The organism is Rasiella sp. SM2506 (assembly GCF_050859505.1).
GTDB lineage: Bacteria > Bacteroidota > Bacteroidia > Flavobacteriales > Flavobacteriaceae > Marinirhabdus.
Genome location: NZ_CP193934.1, coordinates 3,491,977 through 3,505,884 on the forward strand (window position 1 = coordinate 3,491,977; position 13,908 = coordinate 3,505,884).

General features: G+C 38.6%; 14 protein-coding genes. 6 read left to right on the plus strand and 8 right to left on the minus strand.

Annotation, left to right across the window (positions count from 1 at the left end):
- Positions 1–30 precede the first annotated feature (30 nt).
- Together ACQ2HF_RS15665 and ACQ2HF_RS15670 are read right to left on the minus strand one after the other, a co-directional pair.
- A complete protein-coding gene (locus ACQ2HF_RS15665) occupies positions 31–468 on the minus strand; it encodes a MarR family winged helix-turn-helix transcriptional regulator (protein ID WP_432411362.1) in 438 nt (145 codons plus the stop codon).
- 12 nt (positions 469–480) lie between these two features.
- Positions 481–1,014 (minus strand): NADPH-dependent FMN reductase, encoded by a 534-nt coding sequence (locus ACQ2HF_RS15670; protein WP_432411363.1) that lies wholly within the window; start codon positions 1,012–1,014, stop codon positions 481–483.
- Between the two features lie 134 nt (positions 1,015–1,148).
- Here ACQ2HF_RS15670 and ACQ2HF_RS15675 point away from each other — a divergent pair, with 134 nt between their 5' ends.
- Positions 1,149–2,792: an acyl-CoA carboxylase subunit beta gene (locus tag ACQ2HF_RS15675; RefSeq protein WP_432411364.1), complete on the plus strand. Its 1,644-nt coding sequence runs from the start codon at positions 1,149–1,151 to the stop codon at positions 2,790–2,792.
- A 59-nt stretch (positions 2,793–2,851) separates the two neighbouring features.
- The gene (locus ACQ2HF_RS15680) at positions 2,852–3,274 is read left to right on the plus strand and encodes a DoxX family protein (protein WP_432411365.1); all 423 of its coding nucleotides are present in this window, start codon (positions 2,852–2,854) and stop codon (positions 3,272–3,274) included.
- Between the two features lie 237 nt (positions 3,275–3,511).
- Here the strand turns inward: ACQ2HF_RS15680 and ACQ2HF_RS15685 are convergent, their stop codons facing one another.
- A complete protein-coding gene (locus ACQ2HF_RS15685; RefSeq protein WP_432411366.1) occupies positions 3,512–4,837 on the minus strand; it encodes a M24 family metallopeptidase in 1,326 nt (441 codons plus the stop codon).
- A 303-nt stretch (positions 4,838–5,140) separates the two neighbouring features.
- On the opposite strand from ACQ2HF_RS15685, the gene ACQ2HF_RS15690 reads away from it, so the two are divergent.
- Positions 5,141–5,956 carry a 2,3,4,5-tetrahydropyridine-2,6-dicarboxylate N-succinyltransferase gene (locus tag ACQ2HF_RS15690; RefSeq protein ID WP_432411367.1) on the plus strand — a complete coding sequence of 272 codons (816 nt, stop codon included), beginning with the start codon at positions 5,141–5,143 and terminating at the stop codon, positions 5,954–5,956.
- Positions 5,957–6,136: 180 nt separating this feature from the next.
- Here ACQ2HF_RS15690 and ACQ2HF_RS15695 read toward each other — a convergent pair whose 3' ends face one another.
- Both ACQ2HF_RS15695 and ACQ2HF_RS15700 read right to left on the minus strand, forming a co-directional pair.
- Positions 6,137–6,883, minus strand: coding sequence for a lipopolysaccharide kinase InaA family protein (locus ACQ2HF_RS15695; protein WP_432411368.1), 747 nt, complete (start codon positions 6,881–6,883; stop codon positions 6,137–6,139).
- The gene (locus ACQ2HF_RS15700; protein WP_432411369.1) at positions 6,880–7,701 is read right to left on the minus strand and encodes a glycosyltransferase family 2 protein; all 822 of its coding nucleotides are present in this window, start codon (positions 7,699–7,701) and stop codon (positions 6,880–6,882) included. The genes ACQ2HF_RS15695 and ACQ2HF_RS15700 overlap by 4 nt, the downstream gene beginning before the upstream one ends.
- A 38-nt stretch (positions 7,702–7,739) precedes the next feature.
- Here ACQ2HF_RS15700 and ACQ2HF_RS15705 point away from each other — a divergent pair, with 38 nt between their 5' ends.
- Both ACQ2HF_RS15705 and ACQ2HF_RS15710 read left to right on the plus strand, forming a co-directional pair.
- Positions 7,740–8,804, plus strand: a complete 1,065-nt coding sequence (locus ACQ2HF_RS15705) for a glycosyltransferase family 9 protein (protein WP_432411370.1) — start codon at positions 7,740–7,742, stop codon at positions 8,802–8,804.
- A gap of 7 nt (positions 8,805–8,811) precedes the next feature.
- Complete coding sequence (locus tag ACQ2HF_RS15710; RefSeq protein ID WP_432411371.1) at positions 8,812–9,399, plus strand: class I SAM-dependent methyltransferase; 588 nt, start codon at positions 8,812–8,814, stop codon at positions 9,397–9,399.
- Positions 9,400–9,486: 87 nt separating this feature from the next.
- On the opposite strand, the gene ACQ2HF_RS15715 is transcribed toward ACQ2HF_RS15710, so the two are convergent.
- Entirely contained in the window at positions 9,487–10,320 is an 834-nt protein-coding gene (locus ACQ2HF_RS15715; RefSeq protein ID WP_432411372.1) for a glycosyltransferase family 2 protein, read from the minus strand.
- A 95-nt stretch (positions 10,321–10,415) separates the two neighbouring features.
- On the opposite strand from ACQ2HF_RS15715, the gene ACQ2HF_RS15720 reads away from it, so the two are divergent.
- Positions 10,416–11,132, plus strand: a complete 717-nt coding sequence (locus ACQ2HF_RS15720) for a glycosyltransferase family 2 protein (protein WP_432411373.1) — start codon at positions 10,416–10,418, stop codon at positions 11,130–11,132.
- Between the two features lie 110 nt (positions 11,133–11,242).
- Here the strand turns inward: ACQ2HF_RS15720 and ACQ2HF_RS15725 are convergent, their stop codons facing one another.
- Positions 11,243–12,400 (minus strand): hypothetical protein, encoded by a 1,158-nt coding sequence (locus tag ACQ2HF_RS15725; protein WP_432411374.1) that lies wholly within the window; start codon positions 12,398–12,400, stop codon positions 11,243–11,245.
- A gap of 38 nt (positions 12,401–12,438) precedes the next feature.
- Positions 12,439–13,905: a S41 family peptidase gene (locus ACQ2HF_RS15730; RefSeq protein ID WP_432411375.1), complete on the minus strand. Its 1,467-nt coding sequence runs from the start codon at positions 13,903–13,905 to the stop codon at positions 12,439–12,441.
- Positions 13,906–13,908 lie beyond the last annotated feature (3 nt).

Here is a 13,908-nt window from a genome sequence, read left to right on the forward strand (position 1 = left end):
GTAATTTTAGTTTATACCAACTAGTATTTATTATCTAATTTTATCTAATAAATCACTCAAGATGGCAGCTTCCTTCATCGTGATATTCTTTAGATATTCTGTAGGGTGCGCTTTATCTATTTCAGCTAAAAGCATAAGCCCTTTTTCTGTGATTTCAACCTGTACTACGCGGCGATCACTGCTACAGGCAACGCGTTTAATGAAGTGTTTCTCACATAATTTATCCATCATTCTGGTTGCATTGGGAGACCGCTGCAACATTCTGTCTTTGATTGTTTGTACAGGCAGAATTTCACCAGCACCACGTAATATGCGCATTATATTATACTGCTGTGGTGAAATTGCAAACGATTTAAAAAAACTGTTTTGCTGGCTGGTTATCCAGTTTGCGGTATACATAATATTAAGCATGGCTTTCTGCTTATCGTTTTTAAAACTGCTGTGAATGTCTTTTGAAATATTTCCCATATCAGTATTTTATTATTTAACTGCTTGTTGAAACGTTGCTATTGCTTCATTTAAACTAGCTTGAAGAGTTTCATCTTTAATACCAGATTCAGAAAAATTGTCGTTAAAGCTAGGCAGCGAAAATGTGGCTACAATATTCCCGCCCATGTAGGGAAATCTTCCTTTTGCAATATCTAAAACGCTTGCGCCTCCTCTTCCGCCAGGGGAAGTTGCCAGTAACAACATAGGTGTATCGCTCCATAATTTTCCATCGATACGAGACATCCAGTCAAAAATATTTTTAAACGCTGTACTATAGGCTCCGTTGTGCTCTGCTAATGACAAGACAATTCCATCCGATTCTTTTATCTGATTTAAAAAAAGCTGCGCATTTTCGGGGATACCGTGTTCGTTCTCATAATCAATTCCGTACATCGGGAGATTAAAATCATTTAAATCGAGGGCAACAATACCTACCTCTTTCAATTGTTTTGCTGTATAAACCGCCAAACGCTTATTAATAGAAGTGCTGCTGTTGCTTCCAGCAAAGGCTAGTATCTTTTTCATAGATTTCATATTTGATACAAAGATAGTGTTTTTTATTTTCCTAGGAAAATAATTCCTAGGAAAATAAAAAACACCCGAATTTTCAGCAGATAAAAAGCACTAGATTTTTGTACCTTAGCGCAAAAATTAGACCTGTGGATATCAACTTCAACAAAAACGAAGATCATAATAAATTAGCTGTTTCAGACTTACGAACACGCTTTGCTAAAGTAAAATTAGGCGGAGGGGAAAAACGCATTGAAAAACACCACGCCAAAGGTAAGATGACCGCGCGTGAGCGTATTACGTATCTCTTGGATGAAAAAAAACCAAGCGTAGAAATTGGAGCCTTTGCAGGTGACGGCATGTATGAAGAACATGGCGGTTGCCCAAGTGGCGGTGTTGTAGTGAAGATTGGCTATGTAAAAGGCAAGCAATGTATTGTGGTGGCAAATGACGCAACTGTAAAAGCCGGGGCCTGGTTTCCAATAACTGGAAAGAAAAATTTGCGTGCGCAGGAAATTTCCATAGAAAACAAATTACCTATTATATACCTGGTAGATAGTGCGGGTGTGTATTTACCCATGCAAGACGAAATTTTCCCAGACAAAGAACATTTTGGACGTATTTTTAGAAATAATGCTGTGATGAGCAGTATGGGAATTACTCAAATTAGCGCCGTGATGGGTAGTTGTGTGGCTGGAGGAGCATATCTTCCAATTATGAGCGATGAAGCGTTGATAGTTGATAAAACAGGAAGTATTTTCTTAGCGGGAAGTTATTTAGTAAAAGCAGCCATTGGCGAAAGTATAGATAATGAAACACTAGGTGGTGCTACCACCCATTGTGAAGTGAGTGGCGTAACCGACTATAAAGCCAAAGACGATAAAGACGCGCTGGATAAGATTAAAAATATAATCTCTAAAATTGGAGATTATGACAAAGCCGGTTTCAATAGAATTGCTGCCGTAAAACCTTCAGCCAACCCGGAAGATATTTACGGAATTCTACCAAGATCCAGAGCCGACCAATACGATATGCGGGAAATTATTACCCGTCTGGTAGATGATAGTGATTTTGAAGAATATAAAAAAGGCTACGGGCAAACCATTTTAACAGGCTATGCCCGTATTGATGGTTGGGCAGTTGGTATTGTTGCCAATCAGCGTAAGTTGGTGAAGACGACCAAAGCAAAAACCAAACCTAGCGAGATGCAGTTTGGTGGCGTAATCTATAGCGATAGTGCCGATAAAGCCACCCGATTTATTGCTAACTGTAACCAGAAAAAAATACCGCTGGTATTTTTACAGGATGTGACTGGTTTTATGGTAGGAAGTAAAAGCGAGCACGGTGGAATTATAAAAGACGGTGCCAAGATGGTAAATGCCGTGAGCAACAGTGTGGTTCCAAAATTCACGATTATTATCGGGAACAGTTATGGAGCCGGAAACTACGCCATGTGCGGAAAGGCTTACGATCCAAGATTAATTGTAGCCTGGCCAAGTGCCGAATTGGCTGTAATGAGCGGTAACAGTGCTGCCAAAGTATTGTTACAAATTGAAACTGCCTCTTTAAAAAAGAGGGGAGAAACCATTACCCCAGAAGTTGAAAAAGAACTTTTTGATCGTATTAAAGCAAGATATGATCGTCAAATTTCTCCCTATTACGCAGCTTCAAGAATCTGGACAGACGCCGTGATAGACCCTTTAGATACAAGAAAATGGATTAGCATAGGTATTGAAGCTGCTAACCACGCTCCTATTGAGAAACCTTTTAACCTTGGCATATTGCAGGTTTAATTTTTATATACAGCTAAAAATGAGTATCTTAGTTATATCTAACAAATACCTTTTTAGCCATGGCAACTATAAAATCTTTGAACAAATGGGCTAATAAAAACAGCTATTACCCCATAGACTTGCTTCGTATAGCATTAGGCATCCTTTTATTTTATCAGGGCGTCTACTTTATGTCGAATCTACCACTACTTTTAAAGCTGTACGAACCCATAAAACCTTTGATTGGCGATGTACTTCTGGTACATTATATTGCACCAGCCCATTTTGTAGGTGGATTTCTAATTGTCTTCGGCTTGTTAACGCGTTGGGCTATTATCGCACAGCTACCTATTCTATTTGGGGCAGTACTTATTAATTTTGTGGGTACAATGAACCATAACAATCTTATCTTGGCGCTTGTCGTGTTACTTGTGTGTATTTTCTTTCTTTTTTACGGAAGCGGAAAGCATTCTGTAGACAAGTATTTAAAAATGCAGCAGTAGTTTTATGCTTTAGTAAATTTAAAACGCTGGTTTGTCAAAACCACATCTCATTCATTTAGAATTAATCTTCTAAAAAAAGCTGAGAGTTTTTGATTTCTGAAACCTATAATTTTAAATAAGAAATGCTCTCCACAATCCTATAATGTCTCGCAAACCTTGTCATGATTTGGCTCGCAGAGGCGCAAAGTTTCTTTCATTCTTTGTCTTTTGTCTTTTGTCTTTTGTCTTAAAAATTAATTAATTCCATTTAATCGCTTTTATCTCTTCCTGCCGTTCATTCACATATCGAAATCCTTTTGGTCCATAAAACCCAGCTTCTTCCAGCATAATACGCACGTCTTTGTCCCACTCTTTTACAAAATGGGTGTTGTTCAACTCAATAGCGTAGACTGTATTATGGTGTAAAGGATAGTCGCCGTTAACAGGCACACCATCCTGGCTGTCCCACATTCCTAAGGTTGTTCCAGAGCTGTGTCCATAAGTTCCCAGCGGGTGTGTATAGATGGAAGGGCGTAATCCTTCAGCTTTGGCTTCGGTGAGAGATTTCAACAAAATTTCATTCCCTGTTTTTCCTGCTGAAAAATTAGTGGTAAAAATATCCTGAACGCGATTTCCGGTTTTAAAAGCTTCCGTTAAAAAATCTGGAACTTTGGTTTCGCTTTCTTTCAGCACATACGCATGCTGCTGGCAATCTGTATTTAAAGTAATATAGGTAATCCCGAAATCGCAATGCAGCAAATCTCCGGGGATAATAACTTTGCTTTTATCGCCTTTGGTAAATGAATAAATGTGACTTTTTAATGCTTCATCACTTCTTTGAACATCTATGGTTGGGTGAAACCATGTTTCCAGCCCCATATCGGTTACTTTTTGACGCATCCACCAGACAACATCGTCTGTAGTTGTTTTTCCCGGAGTAATTACCTTGCTGGAAAATGCTTCGTCAATTATATCGTGAGTTACTTGTACCAGGGTATTATACAACGCCATTTCCTTTTCGGTGCGAGTCTCGATCCAGGCAATTGCCAACTTTTCTGCAGAAACTATTTTTGCTTCCAGAAATCCTGGAAGCGCTTCCTTTAGTTCTTCAAAATCGGTATGTACTAATCCGTCTGCAATTCCGAAGTGTTTACTGTAATTCACCGCTATTTTCTCTGGATTCCGTTCCTGAATAATCTCTACCAAACGTTGCCATTGGTCTGGCTGCTGTTCTTTATCCCAGGCACTTTGAATGTTTTCACCAACGTCATAGCGAGCCACAGCTAGTTTTTCAATGGTATTTTTTGCTTTGTCTCGGTAAAACACCAAGATGGTTCTCCGGCGTGCATTGAGCCATCGTGCTGGCAACATGGTTCGCATCACGGGATCTTCGTTGTATTCTCGGGAGATCACGAGCCACATATCTATATTGGTATTGTCCATTAAGGTGGGTAGTAAATTATTGAAGCGATCTGCTAAAATTTCATCCCGCATGGTGGCGCGATCCCATTCTGAAAGGATTTGGGCGTTGGAAATTTCAAAAGATAGGACAGATAATAAGCAAAGGAGTACAATTTTTTTCATAGGGAAGTTCTTTTGCCTAAAAATACAACTTCAATCTAAATAAAAAAAGGAGTTTCATTTTTGAAACTCCTTTACCAACAACCTCTACAGTTTCCTCCTCCGTGAGGGTGTCTTTTAGTACTCTTAAGTACAGCGTAAATGTAAACCCTAATGTGAGCGTATTAAAGCCAGAATGAGGAAACGCTACTTTTCGATGAGGGAAGTGTGGTTTTGTGCTCTTTTTCTCTGCGGAAGGATACGCTAACATTTTACATAGTGTATCTTTACATTTCAAAATTGAGACTTAATTAGCACCCACAAATAATGACCGAATTACAGAAAACCATAGAAACCGCCTGGGACGATCGTTCCCTTTTAACCAACCCTGAAACCATTGCTGCTATTAGAGAAGTTGTGCGTTTGTGTGACGAAGGAAAACTGCGTTGTGCACAACCAACTGCTAACGGATGGCAAGTAAACGAATGGGTAAAAAAAGCGGTAGTACTGTATTTTCCTATCCAAAAAATGGAAACTATGGAAGCGGGTATTTTTGAGTACCACGATAAAATTCCGTTGAAAAGAGGGTATGAAGCAAAAGGAATTCGCGTAGTTCCTCACGCCGTGGCTCGCTATGGAGCGTATATTAGTAAAGGCGTTATTATGATGCCTAGCTATATAAATATTGGCGCCTATGTAGACGAAGGTACTATGGTAGATACCTGGGCAACCGTTGGAAGCTGTGCACAAATTGGTAAAAATGTACACCTAAGTGGTGGCGTAGGAATTGGTGGTGTGCTAGAACCTTTACAAGCCGCCCCCGTGATTATTGAAGACAATGCCTTTATTGGTTCTAGAAGTATTGTGGTAGAAGGTGTACGCGTGGAAACAGAAGCAGTATTGGGCGCTAATGTAGTACTAACAGCGTCCACAAAAATTATTGATGTAACCGGGAGTGAACCTAAGGAAATGAGAGGCTTAGTTCCTGCACGTTCTGTAGTGATTCCAGGAAGTTATACCAAAAAATTCCCCGCAGGTGAGTTTCAAGTGAGCTGTGCGTTGATTATTGGCGAACGAAAGGCAAGTACCAATAAAAAAACTTCGCTGAATGATGCACTTCGGGAGTATGATGTCGCTGTTTAGCTGGTAGCAGGTAGTTTGTAGTTTGTAGGACGCTTCGCTTGTAGGTGGTAGCTTGTAGTTAAAAATAACCACAGAGGCACAGATTATATAAAGTGAAATATTTTTGTGAGTCGTGAGTCGTGAGTCGTGAGTCGTGAGTAAAATTAAAAAATACTGCGTACTGCTACTGAAAACTGCATACTAGTTCCTACGTTTCCTCAACTTCTTACTATTGACTTTTTTCTGAAAGGCACGACTGTATTTGGTCATAAGCGCATGAGTTTCAGCTTCGGGCTTGTTGTAGCGCTTGGCGTATTCTTTTGCCATGATGTTAATCATCGTTTTGGAAAGCCATAAACGCCTGAAGTTGTGCATCCGTTTTTCAAAACTCATGGTTTCAAAACGCATTCGGTTTAGGTCAATTAGGTAAAAATCGTAGGTACCATCTCCCCTATCAAGAATGAGCGTATTTCCTGGCGAATGATCCAAAAAATTGATTTCCTTTTCGTGTAAGTCGAACGTAAAAGCCGCCATCTGCCGTAAGATTTCAGCACGGTTTGGCCATTGGGGATTATGATTGAGCACTCGAAAGTCGAAGTCGTATTCAATGTGTTCGCAGATGTAATAACTCTCCTTTAAGCCTCCTGAAAAATGTTCAACATACCCCACTGGCAACGGAGTATGAATACCTCTTGCCGTTAAAATTTCAGCATACAAAAAAGAGCGTTTCGCCTTACTTTTCCGAAGGTATTGATACACCAGACTTTGCGCCGCATTAGGGGTTTTAAACTTTTTAATGGAATAGAAAACACCTTCAATGTCAAACTTTTTAATCACATTGCGCTCGCCCTTGGTCACATAATCGCCCTTAGTTTCAAAATCGGTTACGGCTTGCAACAGTTCTGGCTCTATGTGTTTATACTTTTTATGTATGTGGGTTGTTGTCATTTCTCAGTTTTACGCAGCCCAAAAGGCGTCCACGTACTTTTATCTGTTTTCGTCTGCTTTCTAATCTGCTTGTTTTTTGCTAACATTTCTTCGGTTACATAGCCCTGTGAATGCTCCAAATGCAAGGTTACCAAACTATACCTCGCTTGTATGGGTTTAACGCCCATATTCATTAAACGCTCGCCCAGTTCTCTATCCTCTCCGCCATACTGCATACGTTCGTCAAAACCATTTACTGCTACGATATCACTGCGCCAACCTGAAGCATTGTTCCCGTCCCAAGTAGCTTTTGTAGGGGTAATCCAATTTAAAAATTTCGCCTTACCTCCTGTTGCGGTGAGCTTGTTGTGCTTAAAACTTTTTTCTAGTCCTTGGCTCACCAACCAAGCCGCATCGAAACATTTTCTGGAGTGTACATCATCTTCTGAAATGCTTGCTGAAATAGCCTCAGGCAACTTAAAATAACCACCTGAAAGGAAACAACCTTCCTTACGCATCGCCAAGTGTTTTTCCACCAAATCGAATCGCGGAATACAATCTCCATCTGTAAAAATAAGGTATTCTGCTTCGGTGGTTTGGATGGCTTTATTCAAAATTTTAGTTTTCTGAAAGCCGTCATCTTCCTGCCAAACGTGGGTAATCTTCAGGATTCCTTTTTGTTGAAATTTTTGAATAACCTCTTCGGTTTCCGAAGTAGAACCATCGTCTGCAATGATGATATCAAAGTCTTTCTCGGTCTGCCCTTCAAAGCCCCACAAGGCTTTGGTAAGCCACTCGGGCTGATTATATGTGCTAATTATCACCGAAACAGAACTCATGGTTTAAAAAAAATAAATACCTTGCGAAGGTACTCTTTATGAAACAAATTCTTGTTATACAGAACAAACGAATTGGCGACGTGCTCATTAGCTCTGTGCTTGCCAATAACCTAAAAAAACGCTTCCCAGAAAGCACCATCACCTATCTTGTGTATCCATATACAGCAGGTGTTTTGGAGCATAATCCCAACATAGACCACATTTGGAAAGTAGATGAAACGTGGCTCAAAAACTTACCCAATTTACTGAAGATGATTGCTCGGGTACGACGTAAAAAATTCGATATTATTTTTGATCCATATGCAAAATTTCAAAGTAGGATGATTTGCTATTTCTCTGGGGCTGAATACCGAATTGGTTTTAAAAGACCTGGGAAAAAACTGAAGTTACCCTTCTATTCACATCCCGTGCATTTTATTCCTAAACGTACACAGTTTTGCGGAAAAGCAATCGAAAACAGACTCAATTTACTAAACTCCGTTTTCCCAATGGAGGAAATGAACGACACTCCAAAAATTTATATCACCGAAGAAGAGGCGAGTTATGACAGGATAAAGCATCTTAAAAAACCCGTCATCATGCTGGGCGTTTTAGGAAGCACCCCGCAAAAATCGATGCCCTACGAATATGTGGCGCAACTCATAGATTACATTGCCGAAAACTACAACGCTTCCCTCCTCTTTAATTACGCACCTTATCAAAAAGCCGAAGCGGAAGCTATTTACAATTTGTGTGAGCATAAGGATCAAATTCATTTAGATATTTACGAGGATAGCATCCGTGGATTTATCACCTTGATGAACAAATGCGACCTCCTTATTTCCAATGAAGGTGGAAGTGTACACATTGCAAAAGCGCTGGACAAACCAACGTTTACCATCTATTCTCCCTATATTGAAAAGGAAGACTGGAATAGTTTTGAAGATGGCGTGACCCATCAATCGGTTCACTTGCTGGATTTCAAACCCGAATTATACGAAAGCTTCACAAGAGAAGAACGCAAAGCAATTGAGGCAGATCCTTCAAAAATGTATCACGAATTAACGCCAGCTTTAATTTTAAGTTCGTTAAAGCCTTATTTAAAACATCATTTAGCAACCTAAGCTCGCTATGAACATACTTGACAAATTTCACCATTGGCGCCGTCGTAGAAGATGGAACAAACAATACCGAAGCGGTCGCTGGCAAAACCTTAAAAGCGACTTGGAGGCTAGTCGCTATTTTAAAATCAAGGAAGATTTATTAGCCTTTGCTCCCAAAAAACCAAATATTTTGGACATTGGTTGTGGCGATGGAGTGTTAAATGAACGCTTAGGTGATTTTCCATTTTCCTATTTTCTAGGGGTCGATTTTTCTTCGGAATCCATAAAACAAGCACAAGATAAAAACCTTCCAAATTCTGAATTTGAACACTGCGACGTCCTGCATTTTGTTCCGAAGCGAACCTTCGACGCCATTATATTTAATGAATCTTTCTATTACATCCCGGATACAGAGAAATCCAGAGTATTACAGCATTTGTTAGACAACCTATCGGAAGACGGTGTGCTTATCGTTTCCATTTTTAGAGATGGCCCGGGCTGTTGGGAATTCTTTAAAGAGAATAAAAATTTAAAAGAAGTAGATTTTGAAACGATAAAAACTTCCAAGGAAATGACGTATTGGAAGATTGGGGCGTACACAAAAGTTAGTGAGTAGTGAGTAGTGAGTAGTGAGTAGTGAGTAGTGAAAAAAATACTATCCAACAAGTCCATAGTCCATATTCTATGTTCTAATTTCAACTTTCTATTTTCCCTTCTCCCCTTTCACAATCCCGTGTTCCGTCCATTTTTTATTCTGGTCTTTTACGTCTTTGCGAATGGCTAAGTTTCGGTCTAAAGATTCTTTTGTTTTATAGCCACGAGCGTGGTCTAGGTGCAGGACAATAGCTTTGTGCCGAATCTGTTTTGGTTTTAGTCCGTAGTTTTCTAGGCGTTCCCCTAGCTCACGATCGGGACCGCCGTATTGCATACGTTCGTCATAGCCGTTAATAGCGATTAAATCTTCTTTCCAAGCGCTGGAATTACAGTTATTAAAACTTGCGTTTGTTGGGGTAATAAAATCAAGAAAAGTTGCTAAGGTATTGCCACTATTCAGTTTTAACGCTTGTGTTCCTTTTAATTTATCTTGTTGTTTTAACCAGGCTACGTTGAATGCATTCTCCGTTTTTATGGCTTCATCGTCTATAATTTCACTGGTTTTCATAGGGAGTTTACAATAGCCGCCGGATAGGAAGTAGCCTTCTTCCGCATATTTTGCGTGTACTTCTATAAAATCTTTTCGTGGAATACAGTCGCCATCGGTAAACAAAATGTAAGGCTTGTTGGCTTCGGTAATAGCGATGTTTAAGATTCGCTGGCGCCGATAGCCATCGTCTTCGTGCCAGATATGACGCAATGGCACGGGATAATCGGCCTTAAAAGAATCGATTAACTCTTTGGTTTCAGGGCGCGAACCATCGTCTGCCACGAGCACTTCAAAGTTATCGTAGGTTTGGTATTTATACCCCTCCAACACTTTTTGTAACCATTCTTCTTTATTGTAGGTGCTTACAATTACGGTAATGCCAAGATTGTTCAAAACAGCTTTTTTTTATGTAGATTACAAAGGTACGAACTTTCCTAAGACCCTCTAAAATTTGTTACCTTTGGATCGTGCCAACACTCGCCGTCATCATGCCCACTTTAAACGAAGAAGCCTATCTAGAGGCCGCGCTTCGGTCTGTGAAATTTGCAGACGAAATAATTGTTGTGGATTCCTACAGTACAGACACGACACCGGAAATCGCCAAAAAATACGCCACCACCTTTTTACAACGGAAATTCGATAATTTCTCCAACCAAAAAAACTACGCCTTAGAACACGCTACGGCAGATTGGATTCTGTTTTTAGACGCAGACGAACGGATTACCTACCCATTACAACAGGAAATCCTGAAAGCGATTAATAATAATACCCACGGCGGCTACAAACTGAATTTCCCTCACTTTTATATGAACCGTTTTCTCTACCATCACAGCAACGATGTACTTCGCGTGGTAAAACGAGCAGGAGCTTCTTACAAAGGTTTGGTGCACGAAAAATTGACCTGTGAAGGCAGTATTGGGCAGCTTAAAAATCCTGTGTTACATTTTACCTATAAAGGACTGGACCACTTTCTCAATAAAAAGGAGAGCTATGCGTGGTTTCAAGCCGAGCAGCTTCAGAAAAAAGGAAAAAAAACTACCTGGATGCATTTGTTTGTAAAACCCACCTGGCGATTTTTTAGTTCCTACATTATCAAAGGTGGTTTTAGAGATGGTATTCCAGGCTTGACTATTGCGGCAAATAATGCGTATGGGGTTTTTCAACGGTATGTGAAGTTGCTATTGTTGAATAGAAATATGAGGTAATTTACGCCCCCACTACTTTGTCTATCTGGGTATTGAATATAAAAGCAATTGTTTTTGTACTATGGAATTTTGTTATTCTTCCTAGTATTGTTTGATAGAATTATTTACAACTACCTATAATGTGATAAAATTTTCACGTCATTAATTTTTCCATATTCGTCTACTTCAAATGACCAAAGTACTCTAATATCCTCAAAAACTGAGACAACTCGATACGTACTGAAATTATCTTTATACTTTTTTTCCACTATATGAAGCGATTGTAATATCCCTAAACTCTGTATAAGAGATTGTACCCCTTCTTTTTCAGCTAACCATTCCTTTCTTTTACTTTCTGAATAGTATGCTGATGGAAATTCACCTTTAGCTCCATAAGCGAGTATTTTTTCAATTAGGGGAATAACTTGTGAGTCGTCCTCAATATTTGCTGGATATTCAAACAAAATCAGCCGTTTCATTGAAGTAATTAAAGGCTTGATAGCTGCTGTCTTTTGTTTTTCTAATTCCGAAATTTCATAGTAATGAGCGTCCTTCTCAAGTTCAGTAAATAAGTTAATTGTAATACTTTCTGAATCGGATTTAAAATTAAAAAATGTCATATCTCCATTTTTTAAGTTATAAGAATTTGAATATTTTGTTCCTGCCATATATTCTTCTTCTTCTTCAGGAAACATGCACTGTTTCAAAATTTCTGAGCCTCCTTTTAAATCGATTGTTGTTTCATCGGTATACATGTTATTAAAAGTTGAAGATGCCCATCCTAATACTCTACTTTCTACTACTTTTTCAAAATACAATTCGCCGTTCCTTGCTCCAATAATTACCGATGCACCAGTTTTGTCGGCAATGATTATGGTCGCACCAGCAAAACTTGTTTCACGATAGGTTTTGTAAAATGCTATTGCTTCGTCTATGGTGGCACAAGACTCCAACATTCTTTCTGATGTGCTGTCTTCAATTGGGATCAAACTTTCTTTTGGGATATAATCAACAGGTTTACCTGCATACCAATCGAAAGCTAGACCTTCTGTATTCACACCTCCTTGTGCAGCACCATCTTCGTAACCAACATATCCACATCCAAAATGATTTTCTCCTGCTGGAATAAACCAAATTCTAGAATTTGGATTTGTATTATCTTCATTATTAAAAAAATAGGTATTGTTTCCATCTGTTAAAACAAAAATTGTACACGCGTCCGCAATGTATGTGGAACACAGAAACAGCATAAAAATAAATGTTATTTTAAAAGAGGTTAGGTTTTGCATATTTATAGGTCTTGCAGTATTTAGTTGATAAAATAAATTTAATCTTTTTTTTCAAAAAGTTTTTCCACAGCAAACTCCAAAATAACATCTCTATCATTAATTATATTGTGAATAGAATTTGTGATTTCGTAATCTGGCAAAACGCCTCTTCTTTTTAAATGCTCATTTATCGCAATATCACTATGCATAAGTGGTATAGATATGGCTACTTCAGTATATTCTCCGTAGATATACGTTTTATTAATACCGTTACCTACGCCCGCCGTTCCAAATGTTTCGCTTCCTATAAAAACTGCGTCAGTATATTCTTGTAAAATTGCGGGTCCCGCACCTCCGGCAGATGAAGCACCACCATCTATCAAAACGATTATTTTGCCATCAAAACCATATTTCTCTATCGGTTCAAAAACTTTTAACTCTGTTAAATAATCAGAATTGGTTACTTTATAATCACCATTTGCTTTTCTTTCTAACCCAAAATCTGAGTTGAAGGACAAAGTATCACCAATGGTCTCTAAATAATATTCGTCATTTCCTTTAGTTGTAATTTCATTGGTAGGCGTAAAAGGTTTATCCACAAAATATCGAAGCAAGTGAGCGGCATTACTTAATTTACCGCCATCATTGTCTCGTAAGTCTACAATGAGGTATTTTATCCCCTTAGTTTCTATTTCCTTAAAGCATGTGCTATAAAAATCTGGATAGGTGCTTTCTGGTTCTTGGAAACTGTCTTTAAAAAATCGGGTTATTTGCAAATAAGCGTACTTTTCTTCTTCATTTATTTTAAAATCAAAAGCTTTTTCTTTGAACTTTTTTGAATTTGAACTATATTTTTTAAGTTCCGTCTCTACATATTCTGCTCTTGAAATAGAGGCAACTGTCTTGGTCACAATTTCCCTTGTATTATAATCTTTATACGTAATTTGATATGTAGGCTTTGCTTCAAAAACAATAGGATACGTCTTACTAAACGATAGATAAGAAACCCCTAAATAATGTTCCATCCCCGAAGTACTTATCCCATCGGCAGAATAATGTTTTAGCATTTCTGAAACGATGTTGTTACTCAAACTAGCATCAATAGATATAATTTCAGAACCCTCAGGAATCGATTGATTGCTCATGTTTCTGACAATGAAAATCCGCTGATTTTTAATAAAAACTTGAAATGGCAACCGTTTTTGGTTTTTGAAAACTTTACCCAGTGCTTTATAAGGATGGGCGCCTGAATGCGCATCGTGAATCTTCGCAATAAGTTTGAGTACAATTTTATAAAACGTTTTGGCCTCCAAGGGTTTTGAAGCTTCTAAATTTAATTGATTCATAAATAGTTCAAACTCTTCTGGTGTTTGATATTCGTAAATGCCAGGATGGGTATTAATTAAAGCCGTCTTAAACTTAAGTAAATCCTTTTGCATGGCATCAGGCTGATAAATGGTACTTTCCTGTGCAAAACTTGGAAATGCGCTTGTTAGCAACAGTAATAAGCATAATATGAGTGCCATATT

Excerpts from the sequence above, each read along its gene's own strand:
- ACQ2HF_RS15665 (WP_432411362.1), bottom strand. The coding sequence starts at position 468 with ATGGGAAATATTTCAAAAGACATTCACAGCAGTTTTAAAAACGATAAG.
- ACQ2HF_RS15670 (WP_432411363.1), bottom strand. The coding sequence starts at position 1,014 with ATGAAAAAGATACTAGCCTTTGCTGGAAGCAACAGCAGCACTTCTATT.
- ACQ2HF_RS15680 (WP_432411365.1), top strand. The coding sequence starts at position 2,852 with ATGGCAACTATAAAATCTTTGAACAAATGGGCTAATAAAAACAGCTAT.
- ACQ2HF_RS15685 (WP_432411366.1), bottom strand. The coding sequence starts at position 4,837 with ATGAAAAAAATTGTACTCCTTTGCTTATTATCTGTCCTATCTTTTGAA.
- ACQ2HF_RS15690 (WP_432411367.1), top strand. The coding sequence starts at position 5,141 with ATGACCGAATTACAGAAAACCATAGAAACCGCCTGGGACGATCGTTCC.
- ACQ2HF_RS15695 (WP_432411368.1), bottom strand. The coding sequence starts at position 6,883 with ATGACAACAACCCACATACATAAAAAGTATAAACACATAGAGCCAGAA.
- ACQ2HF_RS15700 (WP_432411369.1), bottom strand. The coding sequence starts at position 7,701 with ATGAGTTCTGTTTCGGTGATAATTAGCACATATAATCAGCCCGAGTGG.
- ACQ2HF_RS15705 (WP_432411370.1), top strand. The coding sequence starts at position 7,740 with ATGAAACAAATTCTTGTTATACAGAACAAACGAATTGGCGACGTGCTC.
- ACQ2HF_RS15710 (WP_432411371.1), top strand. The coding sequence starts at position 8,812 with ATGAACATACTTGACAAATTTCACCATTGGCGCCGTCGTAGAAGATGG.
- ACQ2HF_RS15720 (WP_432411373.1), top strand. The coding sequence starts at position 10,416 with ATGCCCACTTTAAACGAAGAAGCCTATCTAGAGGCCGCGCTTCGGTCT.
- ACQ2HF_RS15725 (WP_432411374.1), bottom strand. The coding sequence starts at position 12,400 with ATGCAAAACCTAACCTCTTTTAAAATAACATTTATTTTTATGCTGTTT.
- ACQ2HF_RS15730 (WP_432411375.1), bottom strand. The coding sequence starts at position 13,905 with ATGGCACTCATATTATGCTTATTACTGTTGCTAACAAGCGCATTTCCA.